This is a genomic window from Streptomyces murinus (assembly GCF_002154555.1).
Classification (GTDB): Bacteria; Actinomycetota; Actinomycetes; order Streptomycetales; family Streptomycetaceae; genus Streptomyces; species Streptomyces murinus.
In genome coordinates this window covers 1-22,657 of sequence record NZ_MUNF01000031.1, presented here as the reverse complement: position 1 = coordinate 22,657, position 22,657 = coordinate 1, and the positions used below count along the sequence as shown (strand labels likewise).

Genomic DNA, 22,657 nt, shown 5'->3' with positions numbered 1-22,657 from the left:
GCCCCCCTGCCCGGCTGAACGGTCCTCGCCCTGCGTGCCCGACGGTCCTGAACGCGCCGGAACACGAGGAAACCTCTGCCGGATCCCTTGACGGCACGCGTCCGCGCCGATTAACTCACGTCCTAAATTAAGACGTGAGGGTCTTCGGAGGGCAACGGTCGGAAAGGCCGCTCCCGGTGCGCGATCCCGAAGGTTCTCGACGCCCGGAAGGGACACCTGGAGACATGCGCAGCATCCGAGCCGCGGCCGTCGGCGCCGTCACCCTCTCTCTCGCCCTCACGGCGACGGCCTGCGGAGGCGGTTCGTCCACGGGGGGCGGGTCCAACGACGCGCCGAAGACGCTGACCTACTGGGCCTCCAACCAGGGCGCCAGCGTCGCCGTCGACAAGCAGGTACTCCAGCCCGAACTCGACAAGTTCCAGAAGCAGACGGGCATCAAGGTGAAGCTGGAGGTCGTGCCCTGGCCCGACCTGCTCAACCGGATCCTGACCGCGACCACCTCCGGTCAGGGCCCCGACGTGCTGAACATCGGCAACTCCTGGAGCGCCTCCCTCCAGGCCAGCGGCGCGCTGCTGCCCTGGGACGCCAAGAACTTCGACAAGATCGGGGGCAAGAGCCGGTTCGTGCCGTCCGCGCTCGCCTCCACCGGCGTCCAGGGCAAGGACCCGGCCGCCGTACCGCTGTACGCGCTGGCCTACGCGCTCTACTACAACAAGAAGATCTTCGCCGACGCCGGTATCTCCCAACCGCCCGCCACCTGGGACGAGTTGATAGCCGACGGCAAGAAGATCAAGGCCAGGGGCAGCTCCCCGCTCGGCGCCGAGGGCTCGAACGTCTCGGAGAACATCCACCACATCTTCGTCTTCGCCAAGCAGCGCGGCGTCGACTTCTTCACCGCCGACGGCAAGCCGAACTTCACCGACCCCAAGGTCGTCGACGCGGTCAAGGCCTACGTCGATCTGATGGCCAAGGACCAGGTCATCCCGACCGGGGACGCCGAGTACGCGCAGAACCAGTCCGTCAGCGACTTCGCCAAGGGCCGCCAGGCCATGCTGCTGTGGCAGTCGGCCTCCGCCAACCTCGCCTCCCAGGGGATGAAGGACAGCGAGTACGGCGTCGCGCCCGTGCCGGTGCGCTCCGGCACCCCCGGCCCCGGCACCCAGATCAACTCGATGGCCGCCGGCATCAACATCGCGGTCTTCCGCAACACCCACAACCTCGACGGGGCGACGCGGTTCGTGAAGTTCATGACCTCCGACGACGAGCAGAAGATCCTCAACAAGGCCTACAGCTCCATCCCGGCGGTCACCTCGGCACAGGACGACCCCGCGTTCAACACCCCCGCCAACACGGTCCTGAAGAACACCCTCGCCACCAGCGCCGCCGCCCTGCCGCAGGTGCCCGCCGAATCGCAGTTCGAGACGACGGTCGGCACCGCCGTCAAGGACCTGTTCGCCGACGCCGCCGCCGGCCGCGCGGTGACCACGGCCTCGGTCCGGGCCGCGCTCCAGAAGGCCCAGCAGCAGATGCCGGCGGCGTAACGGCCATGACCACCCACACCCTTGAGGAGTCGGTGGCGAAGTCCCCTCCCGGGACGGCGGCTTCCTCGGCCCGCCGCCGTCCCGGGAGGTTCCGCCGCGCCGGGCTGCCGTACCTGCTGCTCCTGCCCGCCCTTGTCCTCGAACTCCTCGTCCATCTGGTGCCGATGGTCATCGGCATCGTGATGAGCTTCAAGGAACTCACCCAGTTCTACATCCGCGACTGGGGCACCGCCCCCTGGTCCGGCCTCGGCAACTACCGCCTGTCGGTGGACTTCCACGCCCCCGTCGGCGCGGCCCTGCTGCACTCCTTCCTCGTCACCGTCGGCTTCACGCTGCTGTCCGTCGCCCTGTGCTGGCTGATCGGCACCGCCGCCGCCCTCTTCCTCCAGGACACCTTCCGCGGCCGCGGCCTGCTGCGCGCCCTGTTCCTGGTGCCGTACGCGCTGCCCGTCTATGCGGCCGTCATCACCTGGGTGTTCATGTTCCAGCACGACAACGGCCTGGTGAACCACGTCCTGCACGACCAGCTGCACATCGGCGCCAAGCCCGCCTTCTGGCTCATCGGCGACAACAGCTTCTACGCCCTGCTGACCGTCTCGGTGTGGAAGGGCTGGCCGTTCGCCTTCCTCGTGGTGACGGCCGGACTCCAGAACATCCCGGGCGAGTTGTACGAGGCGGCCGCGCTGGACGGCGCCGGCATGTGGCAGCGGATCCGCCGCATCACCCTGCCGTCCCTGCGCCCGGTCAACCAGGTCCTGGTCCTGGTGCTGTTCCTCTGGACGTTCAACGACTTCAACACGCCCTACGTGCTGTTCGGCAGGTCCGCGCCCGAGGCCGCCGACCTGGTCTCCGTGCACATCTACCAAGCCTCCTTCGTCACCTGGAACTTCGGCACCGGCTCGGCCATGTCCGTCCTGCTGCTGCTCTTCCTGCTCGTGGTGACGGGCGGCTATCTGCTGGCGACCTCGCGAGAGCGGAGGGCCTCCGATGTCTGACTCGCCGCTGGCACCGCCGCCTTCGTTCCGCTGGGCCCGGCGGGTCTTCCTCACCCTGCTCACCGGCTTCGTGCTGCTCCCCGTGTACGTGATGCTCTCCAGCTCGCTGAAGCCGCTCGCGGACGTCTCCGGGAAGTTCCGCTGGGTGCCGAGCGGGCTGACGATCCGCCCGTACATCGACATGTGGTCCACGGTGCCGCTCGCCCGCTACTTCGTGAACTCGCTGATCGTGGCGGGCTCGGCGACCGTCCTGTCCGTCGTCGTCGCGGTGTTCGCCGCCTACGCGGTCAGCCGCTACGACTTCCGGGGCAAGCGCGTCTTCACCGTCACCGTGCTCTCCACCCAGATGTTCCCCGGCATCCTCTTCCTGCTCCCGCTCTTCCTCCTCTACGTCAACATCGGCAACGCCACCGGCATCGCCCTGTTCGGCTCCCGCGGCGGTCTGATCCTCACCTACCTCACCTTCTCCCTGCCGTTCTCCATCTGGATGCTGACCGGGTACCTCGACTCGGTGCCGCGCGACCTGGACGAGGCGGCGCTGGTCGACGGCTGCGGGCCGCTCGGCGCGCTGTTCCGGATCGTCGTACCGGCCGCGATCCCCGGCATCGTCGCCGTCGCCGTCTACGCGTTCATGACCGCGTGGGGCGAGGTGCTGTTCGCGTCGGTGATGACGAACGACACCACCCGCACCCTCGCCGTCGGCCTCCAGGGCTACTCCACCCTCAACGACGTCTACTGGAACCAGATCATGGCCGCCTCGCTGGTCGTCAGCGTCCCCGTGGTGGCCGGATTCCTGCTGCTCCAGCGCTATCTCGTGGCCGGACTGACGGCGGGGGCCGTCAAATGACCGGCAACACACCGTATTCCGAAGGGACTTCCGTGTCCGAACGCATCGACCTCGCCGCACTCCCGGACGGCTTCCTGTGGGGCACGGCCACCTCGGCCTACCAGATCGAGGGAGCCGTCGCCGAGGACGGCCGGACCCCCTCCATCTGGGACACCTTCTCGCACACCCCGGGGAAGATCGCGGGCGACGACAACGGCGACGTCGCCTGCGACCACTACCACCGCAGCGGCGAGGACATCGCCCTGATGCGCCGCCTCGGCCTCAACGCCTACCGGCTCTCCGTCGCCTGGCCGCGCGTCGTCCCCGGCGGCACCGGCCCCGTGAACCCCAAGGGCCTCGCCTTCTACGACGCGTTGGTGGACGATCTGCTGGCGGCGGGCATCACCCCGTCCGTCACCCTCTACCACTGGGACCTTCCGCAGTCGCTCCAGGACCGCGGCGGCTGGCCGGAGCGGGACACCGCCCACGCGTTCGCGGAGTACGCCGACGCCGTGGCCCGGCGCCTCGGCGACCGCGTCAAGCTCTGGGCGACGCTCAACGAGCCGTCCTGCTCGGCCTGGATCGGCCATCTGGAGGGCACGATGGCCCCCGGCTGGACCGATCTGACCGCCGCGGTCCGCGCCTCCTGCCATCTGCTCCTCGGCCACGGTCTCGCCACCGAGGCCGTCCGCGCCGCCGTCCCGGACGCCCGGATCGGCATCGTCAACAACCTCTCCACCGTGCACCCGGCCACCGACCGCCCCGAGGACATCGCGGCCGCCCGCCGGCACGACGGCCATGTCAACCGCTGGTGGCTCGACCCCGTGCACGGCCGCGGCTTCCCGGCCGACATGATGGAGACGTACGGCGTCGAACTCCCACTGCGGGACGGCGATTTGGAGACGATCGCCGCGCCCCTGGACTGGCTGGGCCTGAACTACTACTTCCCGGCCCATGTCGTCGACGACCCCGAGGGCCCCGCGCCGTACGCCCGTACCGTCCGCCGCGAGGGCGTCCCGCGCACCGGTATGGACTGGGAGATCGACGCCGGCGGCATCGAGACCCTGCTGCTCCGGCTCACCGAGGAGTACGGCGCCCGCACCCTCTACCTCACCGAGAACGGCTCCGCCTTCCCCGACACGGTCCGCCCCGACGGCACCGTGCACGACCCCGAACGCCAGGACTACCTGGAGGCCCACCTGGCCGCCTGCGCCTCCGCCGCCCGCCGGGGCGCCCCGCTGGCCGGCTACTTCGCCTGGTCCCTGCTGGACAACTTCGAATGGGCGTACGGCTACGACAAGCGCTTCGGCCTGGTCCACGTCGACTACCGGACCCAGGCCCGCACCATCAAGGGCAGCGGGCACCGGTACGCGGAGATCGTGCGCGCACACCGGGAGCGGAGCCGCAGCGCGGCTTGAGCCTGACCAGGGCCCCTTGGACCGTGGCACATGAGGCGGCGCCCCCGCCCCCTCGAACCGGCGTGCCACGGCCCGACCCCCACCCGACGGCCGCCCCGTTCAGCGCAGATCGGGCCCGCCCGCCTCGGCTGTCTCGTCGAGCAGACTGATGTCCTCGTCGGTGTCGCCCGGGACGTCCGTGCCGGAGCCGGTAGAGACTGAACGGCGGTGGCGCGCCAGTCCGGGAGGGCATCGGCGGCCCCGCGCGCACCGGTGCCGACCTTGGTGGATGAACTCGGCTTCGCGTGCGGCGCGTTGAGCGGTGACGCCCGGCGCCTGCCGACGGGCCGAGGCGCACGGGGACGGGTCAGTGGCCGGTCCTGGTCACAGGTGGACGTCTTGGTCGTCGTTCATCGGGCAGTGCCAGTCAAGGGTCCCGTGGGAGACATGCGGCGTCGCGGGGTGGGTGTGGCCGGGTGTCGGGCACCGGGGGGCCGGGTGGCCGCCGGTGGATTCGAGGACGCTGTCCTGGAGTTGCTCCGCCAAGAGGAGCAGCGCCTCGGGTTCGGGCAGCGCGTCGTCCAGGTCCACCGTGACCGAGGTGCCGTCCGGGTAGGTGAGGGTGACGTGCACACCGGCCCCGGTGCCGGGGGCCGTGCCTTCCGTGCCGATCTTGAGCACGGCTCCTTCCGGCGCCTCCAGAGTGCGCAGAAGAGACTCCGCCCAGCCGCGTACCGTCCGTACGTCGAGTGCCATGAGCAACCGCCCGTCCGCCGGTCCTACTTCTTCGCCGTCACGTCCGCCGCCCAGGTCAGCGAGCCCGTGCCCGGGCGACCGCCGATGCTGACGCGGAAGGTCATGTAGTCCTGGAACTGCACGTGATCGGCATGCCTGACCGGCTTCAGTGTGCCGTGGAAGTGGTAGCTCCCGCCCACGACATGACCCGCGTTCTTCGGCATCCGCCGTCCGTTCCGCCACCAGGAGACACCGGACTCATGGACGTTGCCGGTGATGACGGACTGCACGCGGGCGGAGATCTTGAATCCCCAGTTGATGGTGGAGTGGTGACAGTTGAACCGGGCCGCGAGGGTACCGTTGGCGTTGCTCCAGCTCGGGTTCTTGTCACAACGCAACGTCGCTGATGAGCGTTCGGCCGCGCCGGTCCGGACCGTCCGGCCCGGCGCCGCGCGCAGGCTGCCCTTGCCGAGTCCGAGCCGCGCGCCGATGCGGTCCAGATCCGTGCGGGAGAGTTTCGGGCCGCCCTTGAACGTGAAGCGCAACGTCGTGCGCACGTTCCCGGTGACCGTCGTCGCCGTGTAGCTCCGGCCCGCGGCGTCCGTGACGGCCGCACCACTCACCGCCGCCCCCGCGCCGGACCGCTCCGGAGCCGCCTGAGCGGCCGGGGCGGCGAGCACGGCCGCGGCGAGCACCATCGCGGCCGCGGCGACCGGGCCCCTCGGCATCCTCCCGCCCTGCCCCGCACCGCCGGTCGAGCCGTGAGCCGTTCCCACGGCGCCGCCGCCTCGGGTCCTGCCACCACATTCCCCGTTCACCACGCCGCTCCCCTCGCTCCGGTGGCTCTCCACGCCGTGATGCTCTCCAGGAGCGTCCCCCGCGACGCCCGAACGGGCGAGCGTTCACCTGGACGAGCGAACAGCGGGCGGCGGCCACGGCGGGAAACGTCGGGCGCGTCGCCCCGGCGGACCGCGACAGCCGGGCGGACACCGCTCGACGACTGGGAGCCGGGAGCCGGGAGCCGGACCGGGCATCGGTGGCGCGCGGATCACCCGGCCGTGGCAGGATCCCTGACTGTGAGCGCATCCTGGGCGGTGAGGGGCCTGCGGGCCGCGGTGTTCGCCGCGGTGTGCGTGCTGCTCGCCGCCGCGGGCCACGGCCTGGCCATGGGGGAGATGCCCTCGCTCGGCTGCGACGGCGTGGGCTTCCTCGCGGTCCTCGCGCTCGGCTGGACGCTGGGCGCGCGGGAGCGGTCGGGGCCGGGCATCGGCGCGGTGACGCTGCTCACCCAGGCGGGGCTGCACCTGGGCTTCGACGCGGCCCACGGCGACTCCGGCACGACCCGCACCGGCGCCCCCATGCCCGGCATGCCCGGTATGACGGGGCCCGCCGCCCACGCGACGGCCGCGCACACCATGGCCCACGCCACGGCCGCCCACCTCCTCGCCGCCCTGGCCGCCTCCTGGTGGCTGCGGCGGGGCGAGGCCGCGCTGTGGTCGCTGCTGCGGCGCACCGCCGCGCTGGTCCCCGCCCTGCTCACCCGGTGGCGGCCCGCCCCGCTGCCCGCCACCGCCGAGCCGGTCCCGCGCCACCGGTCCCTCGACGTCCCGCCCCGCCGGGCCCCGCTGCGGCACGCGGTCACCCGGCGCGGACCGCCCGCCCCGATCCCGTACCCGCTCTGACCCCTGACCCAGTCACTCGTCACCGTACGGAGATCGACTCACCATGTCCGCATCACGCATCACCCTGCGCCGCGCCGGCGCCGTCACCGCCCTCACGGCCGCCTCGGTCCTGCTGGCCGCCGGGGCCGCCTCGGCGCACGTCACCGTCCACCCGGAGAGCTACGCCAAGGGCGCCACCGACGGCGTGCTGACCTTCCGCGTGCCCAACGAGGAGGACCACGCCTACACCAGCAAGGTCCAGGTCTTCCTGCCCACCGACCACCCGGTCCTCGGCGTCCTGGTCCACCCGGGCGACGGCTGGAGCGCCAAGGTGACCACCACCAAGCTGAAGACGCCGGTCAAGACCGACGACGGCACCATCACCGAGGCCGCCTCCGAGATCACCTTCACCGGGGGGAAGATCGAACCGGGGCAGTACGAGGACTTCAACGTCGCCTTCGGTGAACTCCCCGAGGACACCGACCAGTTGGTGTTCAAGACGCTCCAGACCTACTCGGACGGCAAGGTCGTCCGCTGGATCGAGCAGCCCGCCTCGGGCGACGACGAGCCGGACAACCCGGCCCCGTCCCTGAAGCTCACCGCGGACGACGCCTCACCCGCAGCCGCCCCCGCCAAGGCGGCCGCCACGACCACCGCCAAGGCGAGCGACTCCACCGCCCGCGAACTCGGCGTCGCCGGCCTGGTCGTCGGCGCCCTGGGCCTGGCCGCCGCCGCGTTCGCCCTGCTGCGCGGCCGGTCCTCGGCGCGGCCGTAGCGACGGCCACCGGTGGGCCTCGCGCACCACGCGCGGTCCACCGGTGGGCGGCAGCGCGGTCAGGGGGTGCCGGGCTCCGGGGCCCGGCCGACGAGGTGGATCCGTTCGCGCAGGTCCGCCTCGGCCCGGTCCAGTCCGGCCCGCAGATCGAACCAGACCTGGTCCTTGCGCTCACCGGGCCGGTCGAGCCCGACGGCGATCCAGGAGAACACGCCCTGAAGGACCTCCCGCCGACCGCCGGGACCGGTCACGGAGAGCGCGAAGGACAGGGCGACGGCGGCCCGGGTCACGATCATGCGGTCCGCGTCGCCCGGCTGGGGGCGGCCTCCGGTGAGGTAGCGCGGAGCGTCGAGGATCTTGACCCACTCCAGTACCGCGCCGGGGACCTGTTCGTCCAGGATCCCCGCGATGGACTCGCGTACCGCGACGGCGGGCTGTTCGCCGAGCCAGTCCAGCCAGTGCCGGGACTCCGTGAGCTCCGCGAAGTCGTCCTCGGGCGGCCCGTAGCGCGGATTGGGCACGAACTCCCCGGTCAGCTTCCCGTTCTCGCCGACCCGCCAGACGCCCTGGACGGCTTCCCCCGGGACGTAGCCGTCGGGGTCGCCGTTGAGTCCGGGGTCGATCACCGCGACCGACCCGCCCGGAGCATATGTCCACCGCGCACCGACGGGAATGCGGCCCCCGCCACCCGCGGTTGATCTCGTCATGACTCAGGACTCCACGCAGGACGCGCTCCTCCCGCTGCTCTCCGCAGGACACGGCGGCGTACTGGTCACGCTCCGTCGCGACGGGCGGCCGCAGCTGTCCAACGTCAGCCACGCGTACGACCCGGACGAGCGGATCATCCGGATCTCCGTCACCGACGACCGCGCCAAGACCCGCAATCTGCGCCGCGACCCCCGTGCCTCGTACCACGTCACCAGCGACGACCGCTGGGCGTACACCGTCGCCGAGGGCATGGCCGAGCTGTCCCCGGTCGCCGAGGACCCCCATGACGAGACCGTGGAGGAGCTGATCCGGCTCTACCGCGCGGTCATCGGCGAGCACCCGGACTGGGACGAGTACCGCGCCGCGATGGTCCGCGACCGCCGGCTGGTCGTCCGGCTGCATGTCGCACGGGTGTACGGCATCCCCAAGCGCTGACCCGGACGGAACCTGGCTAGGGCCTGTCTGACAATTCCCGTCTGCCGCGCGACGCCATGCACGCACTCTCGCGGCACCGGGCGCAGACCCAAGTACGTCCAGTACGAGGGCCTACGCCCGGCACCCCGAGAGCACGCACCTGACGCCGCGCGGCCGCCCTCCGGGCGACGACGGGAATTGTCAGACAGGCCCTAGGCCGCGCTCTCCGTCCGCGCCTCGATCGCCCGCAGGACGGCGACCATGTCCTCGGCGCCGTGGCCCTGGCGCACCGTCTCCTCGAAGAGGGCGTGGCAGACGTCGAGCAGCGGGGACGCCAGACGGGCCCTGCGGGCGGCCTCGGCGACGAGGCGGTTGTTCTTCAGGACGTCCAGCGCGGCCGCCTGCACCGCGAAGTCCCGCTCGCGCAGCTTGGGTGCCTTCATCCGGGAGACCGGGCTGGCCATCGGGCCCGCGTCGAGGACGTCCAGGAACAGGGTGGGTTCCAGGCCCTGTCGTTCGGCGAAGTGGAAGGCCTCGGTCAGCCCGGTCACCAGGGTGATCAGGAACAGGTTGACCGAGAGCTTCATCAGCAGCGCGCCGGGCGCCGCACCGCACGCGAACGTCTGCCGGCACATCGGCGCGAGCAGCGGCGCCACCGTCTCCACGGCGGCCTGCTCGCCCGCGAGCATGGCCACCAACTGCCCCGTTTCCGCGGGCACTCGGGACCCGGACACCGGCGCCTCGACATAGCGGCCACCGGCGGCGCGGATGTCCGTCTCCAGCGCGGCGGAGTACTCGGGCGAGGTCGTGCCCATGTGGACGACGGTCCGCCCCGCGACCCGCGCGGCCAGTTCCGGGGTGCCGCGGCCGAGGACCGCGTCGACGGCCGGCTCGTCGGCGAGCATCAGCAGCACCACCTCGGCCCGCGCGAACACCTCGGCCGCGTCCCCGGCGACCTCGGCACCCGCCGCCCGCAGCGGCTCGGTGCGGTGCGGGGTGCGGTTCCACACCACCAAAGGGGTGCCGGCCGCCGCCAGGCGCAGGGCCATGGGCCCGCCCATCACTCCGAGACCGATGAATCCGACGCGCACGGTGGCCGCCCTTCCCCGCAGGGGCTGATTATGACAGTGGTCATAGTAGCGAACGTTATGACGACGGTCATAGAGTTGTCCCCAGGGTGAGAGACGGAGGCAAGGACATGAGCGAGCGGCAGCGCGGCCCCCGCGAGCGGATGGTGTTCAGCGCGGCCCAGCTCATCCGGCGCGACGGGGTGAACGCGACCGGTATGCGCGAGGTCGCCGCGCACGCGGGCGCCCCGCGCGGCTCCCTCCAGCACTACTTCCCGGGCGGCAAGGAACAGCTGGTCGGCGAGGCCGTCGCCTGGGCCGGACGGTACGCGGGCAAGCGCATCGCACGCTTCGTCGAGCAGTTGGCCGAGCCGACGCCGAGCGCGCTGTTCGCGGCGATGGCCGCGCAGTGGACCGAGGAGTACGACCGGGACGGCTTCGGCGCGGGCTGCCCGGTCGCCGCCGCCGCTGTCGACCGCGCCGCCTCCGACGACGCCGTCCGCGCCGCCGTGGCCGCCGCGTTCACCACCTGGCGGACCCCGCTCGCCGAGGCCCTCACCACCATGGGCGCGCCCGCCGACCGGGCCGCGGACCTGGCCACGCTGATGATCAGCGCGCTGGAGGGCGCGATCCTGATGGCACGGGCCGAGCGGGACGTACGGCCCCTGACGACGGTGGTGCGGGAACTGGGCCCGCTGCTCGACGCGGCGGTGACCCGGCCCGCGTGAGTTCCCGGCCGCGCGTCAGCGAACGGGCGCGCCCGCCCCCTCCGTCGTCAGGTACCCGATCACCATGTCCCCGAGCATCACCCGGTAGTGCTCCCGCCGGTCCGGGTCCACCAGGTCGCGGCCGAACAGGGCACCGAACGCCCGCCGGTTGACGGCGCGGAAGAAGCAGAACGAGCTGATCACCGCGTGCAGGTCGAGCGCGTCCACGTCCGCCCTGAACACCCCCGACTCCCGTCCGGCGGCGAGGATCTCGCGCAGCACGTCCAGCGCCGGGGAACCGATCGCGTCGAGCCGCCCCGAGGGCGCGGAGTCCTCGGCGCACTGGAGGTTCTCGATGCTCAGCAGGCGGATGTAGTCGGGGTGTCGCTCATGATGGTCGAAGATCAGCTCGGCCAGTCGCCGGATCGCCGCGACCGGGTCCAGGTGGGCGACGTCCAGCCGCCGCTCGGCCTCGCGCAGCGCGCCGTAGGCCCGTTCGAGGACGGCCGTGAACAACTGTTCCTTGCCGCCGAAGTAGTAGTAGATCATCCGCTTGGTGGTGCGGGTGCGGGCGGCTATCTCCTCCACCCGGGCGCCCTCGTAGCCGGCCCGCGCGAACTCCCGGGTGGCCATGTCGAGGATCTCGGCCTTGGTGCGGGCGGCGTCGCGCACCCGCCCGTCGGGTCGTATCGGCTCATCGACGCTGGTCATCGGGTGGTTCCTTCGGGCCTCGGGCCGCCTCGGTGACGTGCTCGGTGCCCTCGATTCTAGGACGCGAACATGACAGTACGGGTGGGTCCGTGGCCCGGAGCACACGAGGTGCCCCGGGCCACGGACCAGGAGGGCAGCGGTCGCCGGCCGCTACGGCCGCCGGTTCCACTCGGCGATCACCGGGTGCCCGTGCTCGGTGGACAGCCGGCTGGCGGTGCCGGTGGCCAGCTGGAACAGCCGGCCCTGCGCGGGCGCGAGGCCCAGCCGACGGGCCGTCAGGACCCGCAGGAAGTGGGCGTGGGCGACGAGCACCACATCGGGGCCGTCCGCGGCGAGGGCCGCGGTCACCCGGTCCAGCACCCGGTCGGCGCGGGCGCCGACCTCGGCCGGCGTCTCGCCCGGATGGCCCTCGGGCCCCGGCGCCACCCCGTCGGTCCACAGGTCCCAGTCGGGGCGGGTGCGGTGGATCTCGGCGGTGGTGATGCCCTCGTAGCCGCCGTAGTCCCATTCGTGCAGCGCGGGTTCGGGTTCGACCCCGGTCAGGCCCGCGAGCTCGGCGGTGCGCAGGGCGCGGCCGAGCGGGCTGCTGAGCACGAGGGCGTGGGTCCGGCCGGACAGGAGCGGGGCGAGGGACTTGGCCTGTTCCTCGCCGTGGTCGGTCAGGGGCAGGTCGGTGTAGCTGGTGTGCTGCCCCGACCTGCTCCACTCCGTCTCCCCGTGGCGGACCAGCAGAAGGTCCGCCACGGTCAGCCCTTCTTCTCGACCGCGTGGCCGCCGAACTGGTTGCGCAGCGCCGCGATCATCTTCATCTGCGGCGAGTCGTCCTGCCGGGAGGCGAACCGGGCGAAGAGCGAGGCGGTGATCGCCGGGAGCGGCACCGCGTTGTCGATGGCCGCCTCGACGGTCCAGCGGCCCTCGCCCGAGTCCTCCGCGAAGCCGCGCAGCTTCTCCAGGTGCTCGTCGTCGTCCAGCGCGTTGACCGCGAGGTCGAGCAGCCAGGAGCGGATGACGGTGCCCTCCTGCCAGGAGCGGAACACCTCGCGGACGTTCTCCACGGAGTGGACCTTCTCCAGCAGCTCCCAGCCCTCGGCGTACGCCTGCATCATGGCGTACTCGATGCCGTTGTGGACCATCTTGGAGAAGTGCCCGGCGCCGACCCGGCCCGCGTGCACATAGCCGTACGGGCCCTCCGGCTTGAGCGCGTCGAAGATCGGCTGGAGCCGCTCCACGTTGTCCTTCTCGCCGCCGACCATGAGCGCGTAGCCGTTCTGGAGACCCCACACACCGCCGGAGACGCCCGCGTCCACGAAGCCGATGCCCTTGATGCCGAGCGCCGCGGCGTGCTTCTCGTCGTCCGTCCAGCGGGAGTTGCCGCCGTCGATCACCGTGTCGCCGGGCTCCAGCAGGTCGCCCAGCTCGTCCACGACGGTCTGGGTGGCCGTGCCGGCCGGGACCATCACCCACACCTGGCGGGGCGCGTCCAGCTTCTCGACCAGTTCGGCGAGGCTCTTGACGTCGGAGACCTCAGGGTTGCGGTCGTAGCCGATGACGGTGTGGCCGGCGCGGCGGATGCGCTCGCGCATATTGCCGCCCATCTTGCCGAGACCGATGAGACCGAGCTGCATGATCAGTTCTCCGATGCGTTCTTGAGAGTGCGGTAGGCGGCGACGAGGGCCGTGGTGGAGGGGTCGAGGCCGGGGACGTCCGCGCCCTCGGTGAGGGCGGGTTCGACGCGCTTGGCGAGGACCTTGCCCAGCTCCACGCCCCACTGGTCGAAGGAGTCGATGTTCCACACGGCGCCCTGGACGAACACCTTGTGCTCGTACAGCGCGATCAGCTGGCCCAGCACGGACGGGGTCAGCTCGGCGGCCAGGATCGTCGTGGTCGGGTGGTCGCCGTGGAAGGTGCGGTGCGCCACCTGCTCCTCGGGCACGCCCTCCGCACGGACCTCCTCGGCGCTCTTGCCGAAGGCCAGCGCCTGGGTCTGGGCGAAGAAGTTGGCCATCAACAGGTCGTGCTGCGCCGTGAGTTCGGGGCTCAGCTCGCCGACCGGGCGGGCGAAGCCGATGAAGTCGGCGGGGATCAGCTTGGTGCCCTGGTGGATCAACTGGTAGTAGGCGTGCTGCCCGTTGGTGCCGGGCGTGCCCCACACCACCGGACCCGTCTGCCACTCCACCCGGCGCCCGTGCCGGTCCACCGACTTGCCGTTGGACTCCATGTCCAGCTGCTGGAGGTACGCGGTGAACTTGGACAGGTAGTGGCTGTACGGCAGTACGGCGTGCGACTGGGCGTCATGGAAGTTGCCGTACCAGATGCCCAGCAGGCCCAGCAGCAGCGGCGCGTTGGTCTCGGCGGGCGCGGTGCGGAAGTGCTCGTCGACCAGGTGGAAGCCGTCCAGCATCTCCCGGAACCGGTCCGGGCCGATGGCGATCATCAGGGAGAGGCCGATCGCGGAGTCGTACGAGTAGCGGCCGCCGACCCAGTCCCAGAACTCGAACATGTTGTCCGGGTCGATACCGAACTCGGTCACCTTGCCCGAGTTGGTCGAAAGTGCCACGAAATGCTTCGCCACGGCCTTCTCGTCGCCCTCGAACGCTTCGAGCAGCCACGATCGCGCGGACGTCGCGTTGGTGATCGTCTCGATCGTCGTGAACGTCTTGGACGCGACGATGAACAGGGTTTCGGCCGGGTCCAGATCACGGGTGGCCTCGTGCAGATCCGCGCCGTCCACGTTCGACACGAAACGAACGGTCAGATCGCGGTCGGCGAAGCTGCGCAGCGCCTCGTACGCCATCGCGGGCCCGAGGTCGGAGCCGCCGATGCCGATGTTGACGACATTGCGGATCCGCCGGCCGGTGTGACCGGTCCAGGCACCGGAGCGTACCCGCTGCGCGAAGTCGCTCATCTTGTCGAGGACGGCGTGCACCTTGGGCACCACGTTCTCGCCGTCGACCTCGATCACCGCGTCCCGGGGCGCGCGCAGCGCGGTGTGCAGCACCGCACGGTCCTCGGTGATGTTGATCCGCTCACCGCGGAACATGGCGTCCCGCAGCCCGAACACATCGGTGGCGGTGGCGAGTTCCTGGAGCAGGGCCAGGGTCTCGTCCGTGATCAGCTGCTTGCTGTAGTCGATGTGCAGATCACCGACCCGGACCACGTACCGCTCGGCGCGGCCCGGGTCCGACGCGAACAGCTCGCGCAGATGCAGCGGCCCCTCGGCGCGGTGGTCGGCGAGCGCCGTCCACTCGGGCCGGTGGATGAGGTTGGGATAGTGGGCGTCGGCCATCTCAGGCGTTCTCCTTGGCGGCCTCGCCGGTCAGGGCGATGGCGTACATCTCGTCGGCGTCGAGGCGGCGCAGCTCCTCGGCGATGAGTTCGGAGGTGGAGCGGACCTTCAGGGCGAGGGTGCGCGGCGGCTGACCCGGCAGGGTGAGCGTCGCGAGCGGTCCCTCGGGGCGGTCCAGGAGGATCTCGCCGTCGTGGGTGCCCAGCCGTACGGCGGTGACCACCGGACCCTCGGTGACCACGCGGTCCACGCTCACCCCCAGCCGTGCCTCCAGCCAGCGGGCCAGCAGCTCGGCGCTGGGGTTGTCCGCCTCGGCCTCCACGGCCGCCGACGTCACCTTCGCCCGCGCCTGGTCGAGCGCGGCGGCCAGCATCGAGCGCCACAGCGTCAGCCGGGTCCAGGCGAGGTCGGTGTCGCCGGGCGCGTAGGTGCGGGCGCGGGTCTGAAGGACCTCCATCGGCCGCTCCACCGCGTACAGATCGGTGATCCGGCGCTGCGCGAGCGCGCCGAGCGGGTCCTTGGACGGGTTGTCGGGCGCGTCCACCGGCCACCACACCACGACCGGGGCGTCCGGCAGCAGCAGCGGCAGCACCACCGAGCCGGCGTGGTCGGAGACCTCGCCGTAGGTGCGCAGCACCACCGTCTCGCCGGTGCCGGCCTCCGAGCCGACCCGGACCTCGGCGTCCAGGCGCGAGTGGGTGCGGTCGCGCAGGGTGCGGGCGTGCCGCTTGATGACGACCAGGGTGCGCGAGGGGTGCTCGTGCGAGGCCTCCTCGGCGGCCCGCATCGAGTCGTAGGCGTTCTCCTCGTCCGTGACGATGACCATCGTCAGGACCATGCCCACGGCCGGGGTGCCGATCGCTCGGCGGCCCTGCACCAGCGCCTTGTTGATCTTGCTTGCCGTGGTGTCGGTCAGGTCGATCTTCATGGCCTGCGCCAGCTCCGTCCGTCTCGTGCGAGCATCTCGTCGGCTTCCCGCGGTCCCCAGCTGCCCGACGCGTACTGTGCCGGACGGTCGTGCGCCGCCCAGTACTGCTCGATCGGGTCGAGGATCTTCCAGGACTCTTCCACTTCCTGGTGACGCGGGAACAGGTTGGCGTCGCCCAGGAGCACGTCCAGGATGAGCCGCTCGTACGCCTCCGGGCTGGACTCCGTGAACGACTCGCCGTAGGCGAAGTCCATGGACACGTCCCGGATCTCCATCGAGGTGCCCGGCACCTTGGAGCCGAAACGGACCGTCATGCCCTCGTCCGGCTGGACGCGGATCACGATCGCGTTCTGGCCCAGCTCCTCGGTGGCGGTGGAGTCGAACGGGGAGTGCGGGGCCCGCTTGAAGACCACCGCGATCTCGGTCACCCGGCGCCCGAGCCGCTTGCCGGTGCGCAGATAGAAGGGGACGCCCGCCCAGCGGCGGTTGTCGATACCGATCTTGATCGCGGCGAAGGTGTCGGTCTTCGACGCCGGGTCGATGCCGTCCTCCTCGAGGTAGCCGACGACCTTCTCGCCGCCCTGCCAGCCGCCCGCGTACTGCGCCCGCACGGTGTGGTCGCCCAGGTCGTCGGGGAGCCGTACCGACTTGAGCACCTTCAGCTTCTCGGTGAGCAGCGCCTCCGCGTCGAACGCGATGGGCTCCTCCATGGCGGTGAGCGCCATCAGCTGGAGCAGATGGTTCTGGATGACGTCACGGGCGGCGCCGATGCCGTCGTAGTAGCCGGCCCGGCCGCCGATGCCGATGTCCTCGGCCATCGTGATCTGGACGTGGTCGACGTAACTGCGGTTCCAGATCGGCTCGTACATCTGGTTGGCGAAGCGCAGCGCCAGGATGTTCTGGACCGTCTCCTTGCCCAGGTAGTGGTCGATGCGGAACACCTGGTCCGGCTCGAACACGTCGTGCACCAGCGCGTTCAGCTCACGGGCGCTGGTCAGGTCGTGGCCGAACGGCTTCTCGATGACCGCGCGCCGCCAGGAGCCCTCGGGCGGGCTCGCCAGGCCGTGCTTCTTCAGCTGCTGTACGACCTTCGGGAAGAACTTCGGCGGCACCGAGAGATAGAACGCGAAGTTGCCGCCGGTGCCGCGGGAGGCGTCCAGCTCCTCCACGGCGTCCTTGAGCTGCTTGAACGCGGTGTCGTCGTCGAAGTCGCCGGGGATGAAGCGCATGCCCTCGGCGAGCTGCTGCCACACCTCCTCGCGGAACGGGGTGCGCGAGTGCTCGCGCACCGAGTCGTGGACGACCTGCGCGAAGTCCTGGTCCTCCCACTCGCGGCGGGCGAAGCCCACCAGGGAGAAGCCCGGCGGCAGCAGACCGCGGTTGGCCAGGTCGTACACGGCCGGCATCAGCTTCTTGCGGGACAGGTCACCGGTCACCCCGAAGATGACCAGGCCCGAGGGACCCGCGATGCGCGGGAGGCGGCGGTCCCGGGTGTCCCGCAGTGGGTTCACCCAGTCGGCGGCAGGGCCGAGGGGCACCCGCACCTCCTCGGGCGCCGGGGCAGGGCTCGCTTTTTCGGTCATCGCGCGTCAACTCCCTTGCTCTCCAGGGACTTCGCCACCGCGTCCAGCAGGTCCTGCCAGGCCGTCTCGAACTTGGCGACGCCCTCGTCCTCCAGCTGCTGGACGACCTCGTCGTAGGAGATGCCGAGCCGCTCGATCGCGCCGAGGTCGGCACGGGCCTGCGCATAGCCGCCGGTCACCGTGTCGCCGGTGATCTCGCCGTGGTCGGCGACGGCGTTCAAGGTGGCCTCCGGCATGGTGTTGACCGTGCCCGGCGCGACGAGGTCGTCCACATACAGGGTGTCCTTGTACGCGGGATCCTTCACGCCGGTGGACGCCCACAGCGGACGCTGCTTGTTCGCCTTGTCACCGGCGAGCGCCAGCCAGCGGTCCGACGCGAAGACCTCCTCGTACGCCTCGTAGGCCAGTCGCGCGTTGGCGAGGGCCGCGCGGCCCTTGAGCGCGAGGGCGTCGTCGGTGCCCAGCGCGGTCAGCCGCTTGTCGATCTCGGAGTCCACCCGGGAGACGAAGAACGACGCCACCGAGTGGACGGCCGACAGGTCGATGCCGCGCTCGCGGGCCTTCTCCAGACCGGCCAGGTAGGCGGCCATGACCTCGCGGTAGCGCTCCAGGGAGAAGATCAGGGTCACATTGACGCTGATGCCGAGCCCCACGACCTCGGTGATGGCCGGCAGGCCCGCCTTGGTCGCCGGGATCTTGATCATCACGTTGGGGCGGTCGACCAGCCAGAACAGCTGCTTGGCCTCGGCGACGGTGGCCGCGGTGCGATGCGCCAGACGGGGGTCGACCTCGATGGAGACCCGGCCGTCGCGGCCGTTCGTCGCCCGGTACACGGAGTCCAGGACATCGGCGGCGTCGCGGACGTCGGCGGTGGTCATCATCCGCACGGCCTCGTCGACCGTCACTCCGCGTACGGCCAGATCGGTGAGCTGCTCCTCGTAACCCTCGCCGGAGCCTATGGCCGCCTGGAAGATCGACGGGTTGGTGGTGACACCGACGGCGCTGCCGCTCGCCACCAGGTCGGCGAGGCTGCCCGAGGTGATCCGCCCCCGCGACAGGTCGTCCAGCCAGATGGACACACCCTCGTCGGCAAGGCGCTTGAGGGCTCCCGGGGTAGCGATTGCTTCGGTCACAGTGATCATCTTTCTTTGTGTGTCGGTGTCAGACGCGCGCGGCGGCGAGCGACTCGCGGGCCGTCGCGGCGACGTTCTCGGGGGTGAAGCCGAACTCGGTGAACAGGGTTCCCGCGGCGGCGGAGGCGCCGAAGTGCTCCAGGGAGACGATCCGGCCCGCGTCGCCCACATAGCGGTACCAGGTCAGCCCGATGCCGGCCTCCACCGCCACCCGGGCCCGCACGGCCGGCGGCAGCACCCGCTCGCGCCAGGCGCGCGGCTGCTCCTCGAACCACTCCACGGACGGCATCGAGACCACCCGGGTGCCGGTGCCCTCGGCCTCCAGCAGCTCCCGCGCGGCCACGGCGAGCTGTACCTCGGAGCCCGTCGCGATGATGATCACCTCCGGGACCTCCGTCGAGGACTCGCGCAGCACATAGCCGCCCTTGGCCGCGTCCTCGTTCGGCGCGTACACCGGCACGCCCTGGCGGGTGAGCGCGAGCCCGTGCGGGGCAGGGCTGGTGGCGTGCCTCTTCAGGATCTCGGCCCAGGCGATCACGGTCTCGTTGGCGTCCGCCGGGCGGACGACGTTCAGACCCGGGACGGCCCGCAGCGAGGCCAGGTGCTCGACCGGCTGATGGGTCGGGCCGTCCTCGCCGAGGCCGATGGAGTCGTGCGTCCAGATGTACGTCACCGGCAGCTGCATCAGCGCGGACATCCGCACCGCGTTGCGCATGTAGTCGGAGAACACCAGGAAGGTGCCGCCGTAGATACGGGTGTTGCCGTGCAGGGCGATGCCGTTCATCTCCGCCGCCATGGAGAACTCGCGGATGCCGAAGTGCACGGTACGACCATAGGGGTCGGCCGTCGGGAGCGGGTTGCCGTGGGGGAGAAATGAGCTGGACTTGTCGATGTCGGTGTTGTTCGAGCCGGCGAGGTCGGCGGAGCCGCCCCACAGCTCCGGCAGCACCGGGCCCAGCGACTGGAGCACCTTGCCGGAGGCGGCGCGGGTGGCGACCGACCCGCCCTCCTCGAACACCGGCAGGGAGTCCTCCCAGCCCGCGGGCAGCTCGCCCCGGCTGATCCGGTCGAACAGGGCGGCGCGCTCCGGCTCGGCGCCTCGCCACTCGGCGATCCGCTTGTCCCAGGCCGCGTGCGCCTCGGCGCCCCGGTCCAGGGCCCGCCGGGCGTGCTTCAGGACCGCGTCCTCGACCTGGAAGGACTGCTCCGCGTCGAAGCCGAGGAGCCGCTTGGTGGCCGCGATCTCCGCCGCGCCCAGCGCCGAGCCGTGGGAGGCCTCGGTGTCGCGGGCGTTCGGGGCGGGCCAGGCGATGATCGTGCGCATCGCGATGATCGAGGGCCGCCCGGTCTCGTTCCGCGCCGCCTGGAGGGCCGCGTACAGGGCGGGTACGTCCACGTCGCCGTCGGCGGTGGGCGCGATGCGCTGGGTGTGCCAGCCGTACGCCTCGTACCGCTTCAGGACGTCCTCGGAGAAGGCGGTCGCGGTGTCGCCCTCGATGGAGATGTGGTTGTCGTCGTAGAGGAAGACCAGGTTGCCGAGCTTCTGGTGGCCGGCCAGCGAGGACGCCTCGGCACAGACGCCCTCCTCCAGGTCGCCGTCGGAGACGATCGCCCAGACGGTGTGGTCGAAGGGGGAGGTGCCCGCGGGGGCCTCGGGGTCGAACAGGCCGCGCTCGTAGCGGGCGGCCATCGCCATGCCCACCGCGTTGGCGGCGCCCTGGCCGAGCGGCCCGGTGGTGGTCTCCACGCCCGCGGTGTGCCCGTACTCGGGGTGGCCCGGGGTCCGGGAGCCCTGGGTGCGGAACGCCTTCAGATCGTCCAGCTCCAGCTCGTACCCGGCCAGGAACAGCTGGGTGTACAGGGTGAGCGAGGTGTGGCCGGGGGAGAGGACGAACCGGTCACGGCCGGTCCACTCCGGGTCCGCCGGGTCGTGACGCATCACCTTCTGAAAGATCGTGTACGCGGCAGGCGCCAGGCTCATCGCGGTGCCCGGGTGGCCGTTGCCCACCTTCTGTACCGCGTCGGCCGCCAGCAGGCGGGCGGTGTCCACGGCCCGCCGGTCGAGATCGGTCCACTCGAAGCCACCGGAAGTCTGCGTGCTCATCTTCAAGAAGTCCTCGTTCAGTACGGAAGGGCTGGCCGGACGCGTTCAAACTTAAAAGTCTGACTTTTTCGGCGGAAGGGCGGGATGTGTCACCCTGTGGTGAATCTGGGACAGTGATCGCGGAGCAGGGATGGCACGAAAAGGACATGGCTGACACAACGCCCCAAGAGGGCGCCACGGCGGTCGGTGACGGCATCCGGACCCTCCCCTTCCCGACCGAGCTGGCCGTCGGCGGTGTCGGCATGCGGATCGGCCGTATGGGTGCCGACCGCGGCTGGCGGGCCGACATTCCACTGGACCGCGTCCACCGCATCGACTTCCATGTGGTCCTGCTGTTCACCGAGGGCCCCGTACGCCATATGGTCGACTTCACCGAGTACGAGGCCGCCGCCGGCGACCTGCTGTGGATACGACCCGGACAGGTCCACCGCTTCTCCCGCGAGTGCGTGTACCGCGGAACCGTGCTGACCATGCAGCCCGGCTTCCTGCCGCGTGCCACCGTGGAGGCCACCGGCCTGTACCGCTACGACCTGCCGCCGCTGCTGCACCCCGGGGCGGCCCAGCTCGAAGCGCTCGGGGCGGCCCTGGAGCAGCTGCGCCGCGAGTACGAGGACACCACGACGCTCCCGCCGAGCCTGCACGCCGCCGTCCTGCGGCACGAGCTGACCGCGTTCCTGCTGCGCCTCGCCCACCTCGCCGCCAGCTCGGCGCCCGGCTCACGGCAGCAGTCGGACAACACCTTCACCCTGTTCCGGGACGCCGTCGAGCAGGGCTTCGCCACCAATCACAGCGTCAGCGCCTACGCCGACGCGCTCGGTTACTCCCGCCGCACCCTGGTGCGCGCCGTCCGCGCCGCCACCGGCGAGACCCCCAAGGGCTTCATCGACAAACGCGTCGTCCTGGAGGCCAAACGCCTCCTCGCCCACACCGAGCTGCCCATCGGCCGGGTCGGCGCCGCCGTCGGTTTCCCGGACGCGGCGAACTTCTCCAAGTTCTTCCAACTGCACACCGGGCGAACACCGGTGGCCTTCCGCGCCGAACTGCGGTAATCGCCATGGCCCTTGACCTGGAGCGCGCTCCAGATCCGAGCATGGGCCGTATGAACACCGGCCGGGTGGACACCACCCCTCCCCAGATCGTCCTCGGCACCATGGACTTCGGAACCCGCGTCGACCGCGAGCGGGCCTTCGCGGTCCTCGACTCCTTCGTCGCCGCCGGCGGCCGCTGGCTCGACACCGCGAACTGCTACTCCTTCTGGGCCGACCCCGAGGGCGTCGGCGGCGCCAGTGAACGGGCCATCGGCGCCTGGCTACGGGCCCGCCCGGGAGCGCGCGAGGCGGTACGGATCGCGACGAAGGTCCGGCAGAACCCGCTGGTGCCGGGCTCCTGGCCGCAGAGCGCGGAGGGCCTCTCCGCCCCCGCCGTCCGCAAGGGCGTCGAGGAGAGCCTGCGCCGCCTGGGCGTCGATCACCTCGATCTGCTCTGGGCGCACGCCGAGGACCGCGCCGTGCCGCTTCAGGAGACGGTCGGCGCCTTCGGCGAACTGGTCGACAAGGGAGTGGCCCTGCGGATCGGGGCGGCCAACCACACCGCCTGGCGCGTCGAGCGCGCCCGGTCCCTCGCGCGGGAGCAGGACGTGGCCCCCTGGACGGCCCTGCAACTGCGGCACTCGCTCCTCCAACCACGCCCGCTCACCCCCGTCGCGGAGGCCGGCCACCGCATGCTCACCGCCGAGGACCTGGACCTCGCGGCGGCGGACGGGCTCACGGTGTGGTCGTACAGCTCGCTGCTGTGGGGCTCGTACACCCGCACGGACAAACCGCTGCCGCCGGCCTATGACCACCCCGGCACCGAACGGGTCCTCGCCGTCCTGGGCGCCGTCGCCGACGAACTCTCGGCCACCCGGAACCAGATCGTCCTCGCCTGGCTGATGCGGCAGGGGATCCACCCCATCGTCGGCGCGAGCCGGACGGACCATGTCGAGGAGGCGCTCGCCGCACGCCACGTGCGGCTCGATGACGAGCACATGGCGCGCTTCGCGGCGGCACGGTAGCGGCCGCCCCCACGAACCCCGCCCCCACAAATC

At 71.3% G+C, this 22,657-nt stretch carries 22 protein-coding genes; 10 read left to right on the top strand and 12 right to left on the bottom strand.

The window, feature by feature from the left end:
- Positions 1–224: 224 nt before the first annotated feature.
- From CCN72_RS02635 to CCN72_RS02620, 4 genes are read left to right on the top strand one after another with little or no spacing between them, the layout of a single operon-like run.
- On the top strand, positions 225–1,541 hold the full coding sequence (locus CCN72_RS02635; RefSeq protein WP_086806149.1) for an ABC transporter substrate-binding protein: 1,317 nt from the start codon (positions 225–227) through the stop codon (positions 1,539–1,541).
- 5 nt (positions 1,542–1,546) lie between these two features.
- Positions 1,547–2,536 (top strand): carbohydrate ABC transporter permease, encoded by a 990-nt coding sequence (locus CCN72_RS02630; RefSeq protein WP_086806148.1) that lies wholly within the window; start codon positions 1,547–1,549, stop codon positions 2,534–2,536.
- A gap of 7 nt (positions 2,537–2,543) precedes the next feature.
- The gene (locus CCN72_RS02625; RefSeq protein ID WP_037654999.1) at positions 2,544–3,383 is read left to right on the top strand and encodes a carbohydrate ABC transporter permease; all 840 of its coding nucleotides are present in this window, start codon (positions 2,544–2,546) and stop codon (positions 3,381–3,383) included.
- Positions 3,380–4,780 carry a GH1 family beta-glucosidase gene (locus tag CCN72_RS02620; RefSeq protein ID WP_086806147.1) on the top strand — a complete coding sequence of 467 codons (1,401 nt, stop codon included), beginning with the start codon at positions 3,380–3,382 and terminating at the stop codon, positions 4,778–4,780. Before CCN72_RS02625 ends, CCN72_RS02620 begins: the two co-directional genes overlap by 4 nt.
- A gap of 363 nt (positions 4,781–5,143) precedes the next feature.
- Here the strand turns inward: CCN72_RS02620 and CCN72_RS02615 are convergent, their stop codons facing one another.
- Together CCN72_RS02615 and CCN72_RS02610 are read right to left on the bottom strand one after the other, a co-directional pair.
- Positions 5,144–5,515, bottom strand: coding sequence for a hypothetical protein (locus CCN72_RS02615; protein WP_086806146.1), 372 nt, complete (start codon positions 5,513–5,515; stop codon positions 5,144–5,146).
- Between the two features lie 23 nt (positions 5,516–5,538).
- On the bottom strand, positions 5,539–6,222 hold the full coding sequence (locus CCN72_RS02610; RefSeq protein WP_143664027.1) for a hypothetical protein: 684 nt from the start codon (positions 6,220–6,222) through the stop codon (positions 5,539–5,541).
- Positions 6,223–6,570: 348 nt separating this feature from the next.
- Here CCN72_RS02610 and CCN72_RS02605 point away from each other — a divergent pair, with 348 nt between their 5' ends.
- Entirely contained in the window at positions 6,571–7,176 is a 606-nt protein-coding gene (locus CCN72_RS02605) for a hypothetical protein (protein WP_086806144.1), read from the top strand.
- A 43-nt stretch (positions 7,177–7,219) separates the two neighbouring features.
- A complete protein-coding gene (locus tag CCN72_RS02600; RefSeq protein WP_086806143.1) occupies positions 7,220–7,930 on the top strand; it encodes a YcnI family copper-binding membrane protein in 711 nt (236 codons plus the stop codon).
- Positions 7,931–7,989: 59 nt separating this feature from the next.
- On the opposite strand, the gene CCN72_RS02595 is transcribed toward CCN72_RS02600, so the two are convergent.
- Positions 7,990–8,637 (bottom strand): hypothetical protein, encoded by a 648-nt coding sequence (locus CCN72_RS02595; RefSeq protein WP_208637894.1) that lies wholly within the window; start codon positions 8,635–8,637, stop codon positions 7,990–7,992.
- Between CCN72_RS02595 and CCN72_RS02590 the strand changes: the two genes are divergently transcribed.
- Positions 8,636–9,073, top strand: a complete 438-nt coding sequence (locus CCN72_RS02590) for a PPOX class F420-dependent oxidoreductase (protein ID WP_037654918.1) — start codon at positions 8,636–8,638, stop codon at positions 9,071–9,073. The genes CCN72_RS02595 and CCN72_RS02590 overlap by 2 nt on opposite strands.
- Before the next feature lie 191 nt (positions 9,074–9,264).
- Here CCN72_RS02590 and CCN72_RS02585 read toward each other — a convergent pair whose 3' ends face one another.
- Positions 9,265–10,164, bottom strand: a complete 900-nt coding sequence (locus CCN72_RS02585) for an NAD(P)-dependent oxidoreductase (RefSeq protein WP_279630215.1) — start codon at positions 10,162–10,164, stop codon at positions 9,265–9,267.
- An 86-nt stretch (positions 10,165–10,250) separates the two neighbouring features.
- Here CCN72_RS02585 and CCN72_RS02580 point away from each other — a divergent pair, with 86 nt between their 5' ends.
- Positions 10,251–10,847, top strand: coding sequence for a TetR/AcrR family transcriptional regulator (locus CCN72_RS02580; RefSeq protein ID WP_086806141.1), 597 nt, complete (start codon positions 10,251–10,253; stop codon positions 10,845–10,847).
- A gap of 15 nt (positions 10,848–10,862) precedes the next feature.
- On the opposite strand, the gene CCN72_RS02575 is transcribed toward CCN72_RS02580, so the two are convergent.
- The 8 genes from CCN72_RS02575 to tkt form a co-directional block, all read right to left on the bottom strand.
- Entirely contained in the window at positions 10,863–11,537 is a 675-nt protein-coding gene (locus CCN72_RS02575; protein ID WP_085567555.1) for a TetR/AcrR family transcriptional regulator, read from the bottom strand.
- Between the two features lie 150 nt (positions 11,538–11,687).
- On the bottom strand, positions 11,688–12,281 hold the full coding sequence (locus CCN72_RS02570; protein ID WP_086806140.1) for a histidine phosphatase family protein: 594 nt from the start codon (positions 12,279–12,281) through the stop codon (positions 11,688–11,690).
- Between the two features lie 2 nt (positions 12,282–12,283).
- The gene (gene gnd / locus CCN72_RS02565) at positions 12,284–13,162 is read right to left on the bottom strand and encodes a phosphogluconate dehydrogenase (NAD(+)-dependent, decarboxylating) (RefSeq protein ID WP_086806139.1); all 879 of its coding nucleotides are present in this window, start codon (positions 13,160–13,162) and stop codon (positions 12,284–12,286) included.
- A 2-nt stretch (positions 13,163–13,164) separates the two neighbouring features.
- Positions 13,165–14,823: a glucose-6-phosphate isomerase gene (pgi, locus tag CCN72_RS02560; protein WP_086806138.1), complete on the bottom strand. Its 1,659-nt coding sequence runs from the start codon at positions 14,821–14,823 to the stop codon at positions 13,165–13,167.
- A gap of 1 nt (position 14,824) precedes the next feature.
- A complete protein-coding gene (gene opcA, locus CCN72_RS02555; protein WP_085567559.1) occupies positions 14,825–15,751 on the bottom strand; it encodes a glucose-6-phosphate dehydrogenase assembly protein OpcA in 927 nt (308 codons plus the stop codon).
- Positions 15,748–17,334, bottom strand: a complete 1,587-nt coding sequence (gene zwf, locus CCN72_RS02550) for a glucose-6-phosphate dehydrogenase (protein WP_086806137.1) — start codon at positions 17,332–17,334, stop codon at positions 15,748–15,750. Before zwf ends, opcA begins: the two co-directional genes overlap by 4 nt.
- On the bottom strand, positions 17,331–18,476 hold the full coding sequence (gene tal, locus CCN72_RS02545; RefSeq protein WP_086806136.1) for a transaldolase: 1,146 nt from the start codon (positions 18,474–18,476) through the stop codon (positions 17,331–17,333). Before tal ends, zwf begins: the two co-directional genes overlap by 4 nt.
- A 19-nt stretch (positions 18,477–18,495) precedes the next feature.
- Positions 18,496–20,571, bottom strand: coding sequence for a transketolase (tkt, locus tag CCN72_RS02540; protein WP_086806135.1), 2,076 nt, complete (start codon positions 20,569–20,571; stop codon positions 18,496–18,498).
- Between the two features lie 146 nt (positions 20,572–20,717).
- Between tkt and CCN72_RS02535 the strand changes: the two genes are divergently transcribed.
- The gene (locus CCN72_RS02535) at positions 20,718–21,620 is read left to right on the top strand and encodes a helix-turn-helix domain-containing protein (protein ID WP_086806151.1); all 903 of its coding nucleotides are present in this window, start codon (positions 20,718–20,720) and stop codon (positions 21,618–21,620) included.
- Between the two features lie 50 nt (positions 21,621–21,670).
- Positions 21,671–22,624, top strand: coding sequence for an aldo/keto reductase (locus tag CCN72_RS02530; RefSeq protein ID WP_208637895.1), 954 nt, complete (start codon positions 21,671–21,673; stop codon positions 22,622–22,624).
- Positions 22,625–22,657: the final 33 nt, after the last annotated feature.

Coding starts and splice junctions, on each gene's coding strand:
- CCN72_RS02635 (WP_086806149.1), top strand. CDS start 225: ATGCGCAGCATCCGAGCCGCGGCCGTCGGCGCCGTCACCCTCTCTCTC.
- CCN72_RS02630 (WP_086806148.1), top strand. CDS start 1,547: ATGACCACCCACACCCTTGAGGAGTCGGTGGCGAAGTCCCCTCCCGGG.
- CCN72_RS02620 (WP_086806147.1), top strand. CDS start 3,380: ATGACCGGCAACACACCGTATTCCGAAGGGACTTCCGTGTCCGAACGC.
- CCN72_RS02615 (WP_086806146.1), bottom strand. CDS start 5,515: ATGGCACTCGACGTACGGACGGTACGCGGCTGGGCGGAGTCTCTTCTG.
- CCN72_RS02610 (WP_143664027.1), bottom strand. CDS start 6,222: ATGCCGAGGGGCCCGGTCGCCGCGGCCGCGATGGTGCTCGCCGCGGCC.
- CCN72_RS02600 (WP_086806143.1), top strand. CDS start 7,220: ATGTCCGCATCACGCATCACCCTGCGCCGCGCCGGCGCCGTCACCGCC.
- CCN72_RS02590 (WP_037654918.1), top strand. CDS start 8,636: ATGACTCAGGACTCCACGCAGGACGCGCTCCTCCCGCTGCTCTCCGCA.
- CCN72_RS02595 (WP_208637894.1), bottom strand. CDS start 8,637: ATGACGAGATCAACCGCGGGTGGCGGGGGCCGCATTCCCGTCGGTGCG.
- CCN72_RS02580 (WP_086806141.1), top strand. CDS start 10,251: ATGAGCGAGCGGCAGCGCGGCCCCCGCGAGCGGATGGTGTTCAGCGCG.
- CCN72_RS02575 (WP_085567555.1), bottom strand. CDS start 11,537: ATGACCAGCGTCGATGAGCCGATACGACCCGACGGGCGGGTGCGCGAC.
- gnd (WP_086806139.1), bottom strand. CDS start 13,162: ATGCAGCTCGGTCTCATCGGTCTCGGCAAGATGGGCGGCAATATGCGC.
- pgi (WP_086806138.1), bottom strand. CDS start 14,823: ATGGCCGACGCCCACTATCCCAACCTCATCCACCGGCCCGAGTGGACG.
- opcA (WP_085567559.1), bottom strand. CDS start 15,751: ATGAAGATCGACCTGACCGACACCACGGCAAGCAAGATCAACAAGGCG.
- zwf (WP_086806137.1), bottom strand. CDS start 17,334: ATGACCGAAAAAGCGAGCCCTGCCCCGGCGCCCGAGGAGGTGCGGGTG.
- tal (WP_086806136.1), bottom strand. CDS start 18,476: ATGATCACTGTGACCGAAGCAATCGCTACCCCGGGAGCCCTCAAGCGC.
- tkt (WP_086806135.1), bottom strand. CDS start 20,571: ATGAGCACGCAGACTTCCGGTGGCTTCGAGTGGACCGATCTCGACCGG.
- CCN72_RS02535 (WP_086806151.1), top strand. CDS start 20,718: ATGGCTGACACAACGCCCCAAGAGGGCGCCACGGCGGTCGGTGACGGC.
- CCN72_RS02530 (WP_208637895.1), top strand. CDS start 21,671: ATGAACACCGGCCGGGTGGACACCACCCCTCCCCAGATCGTCCTCGGC.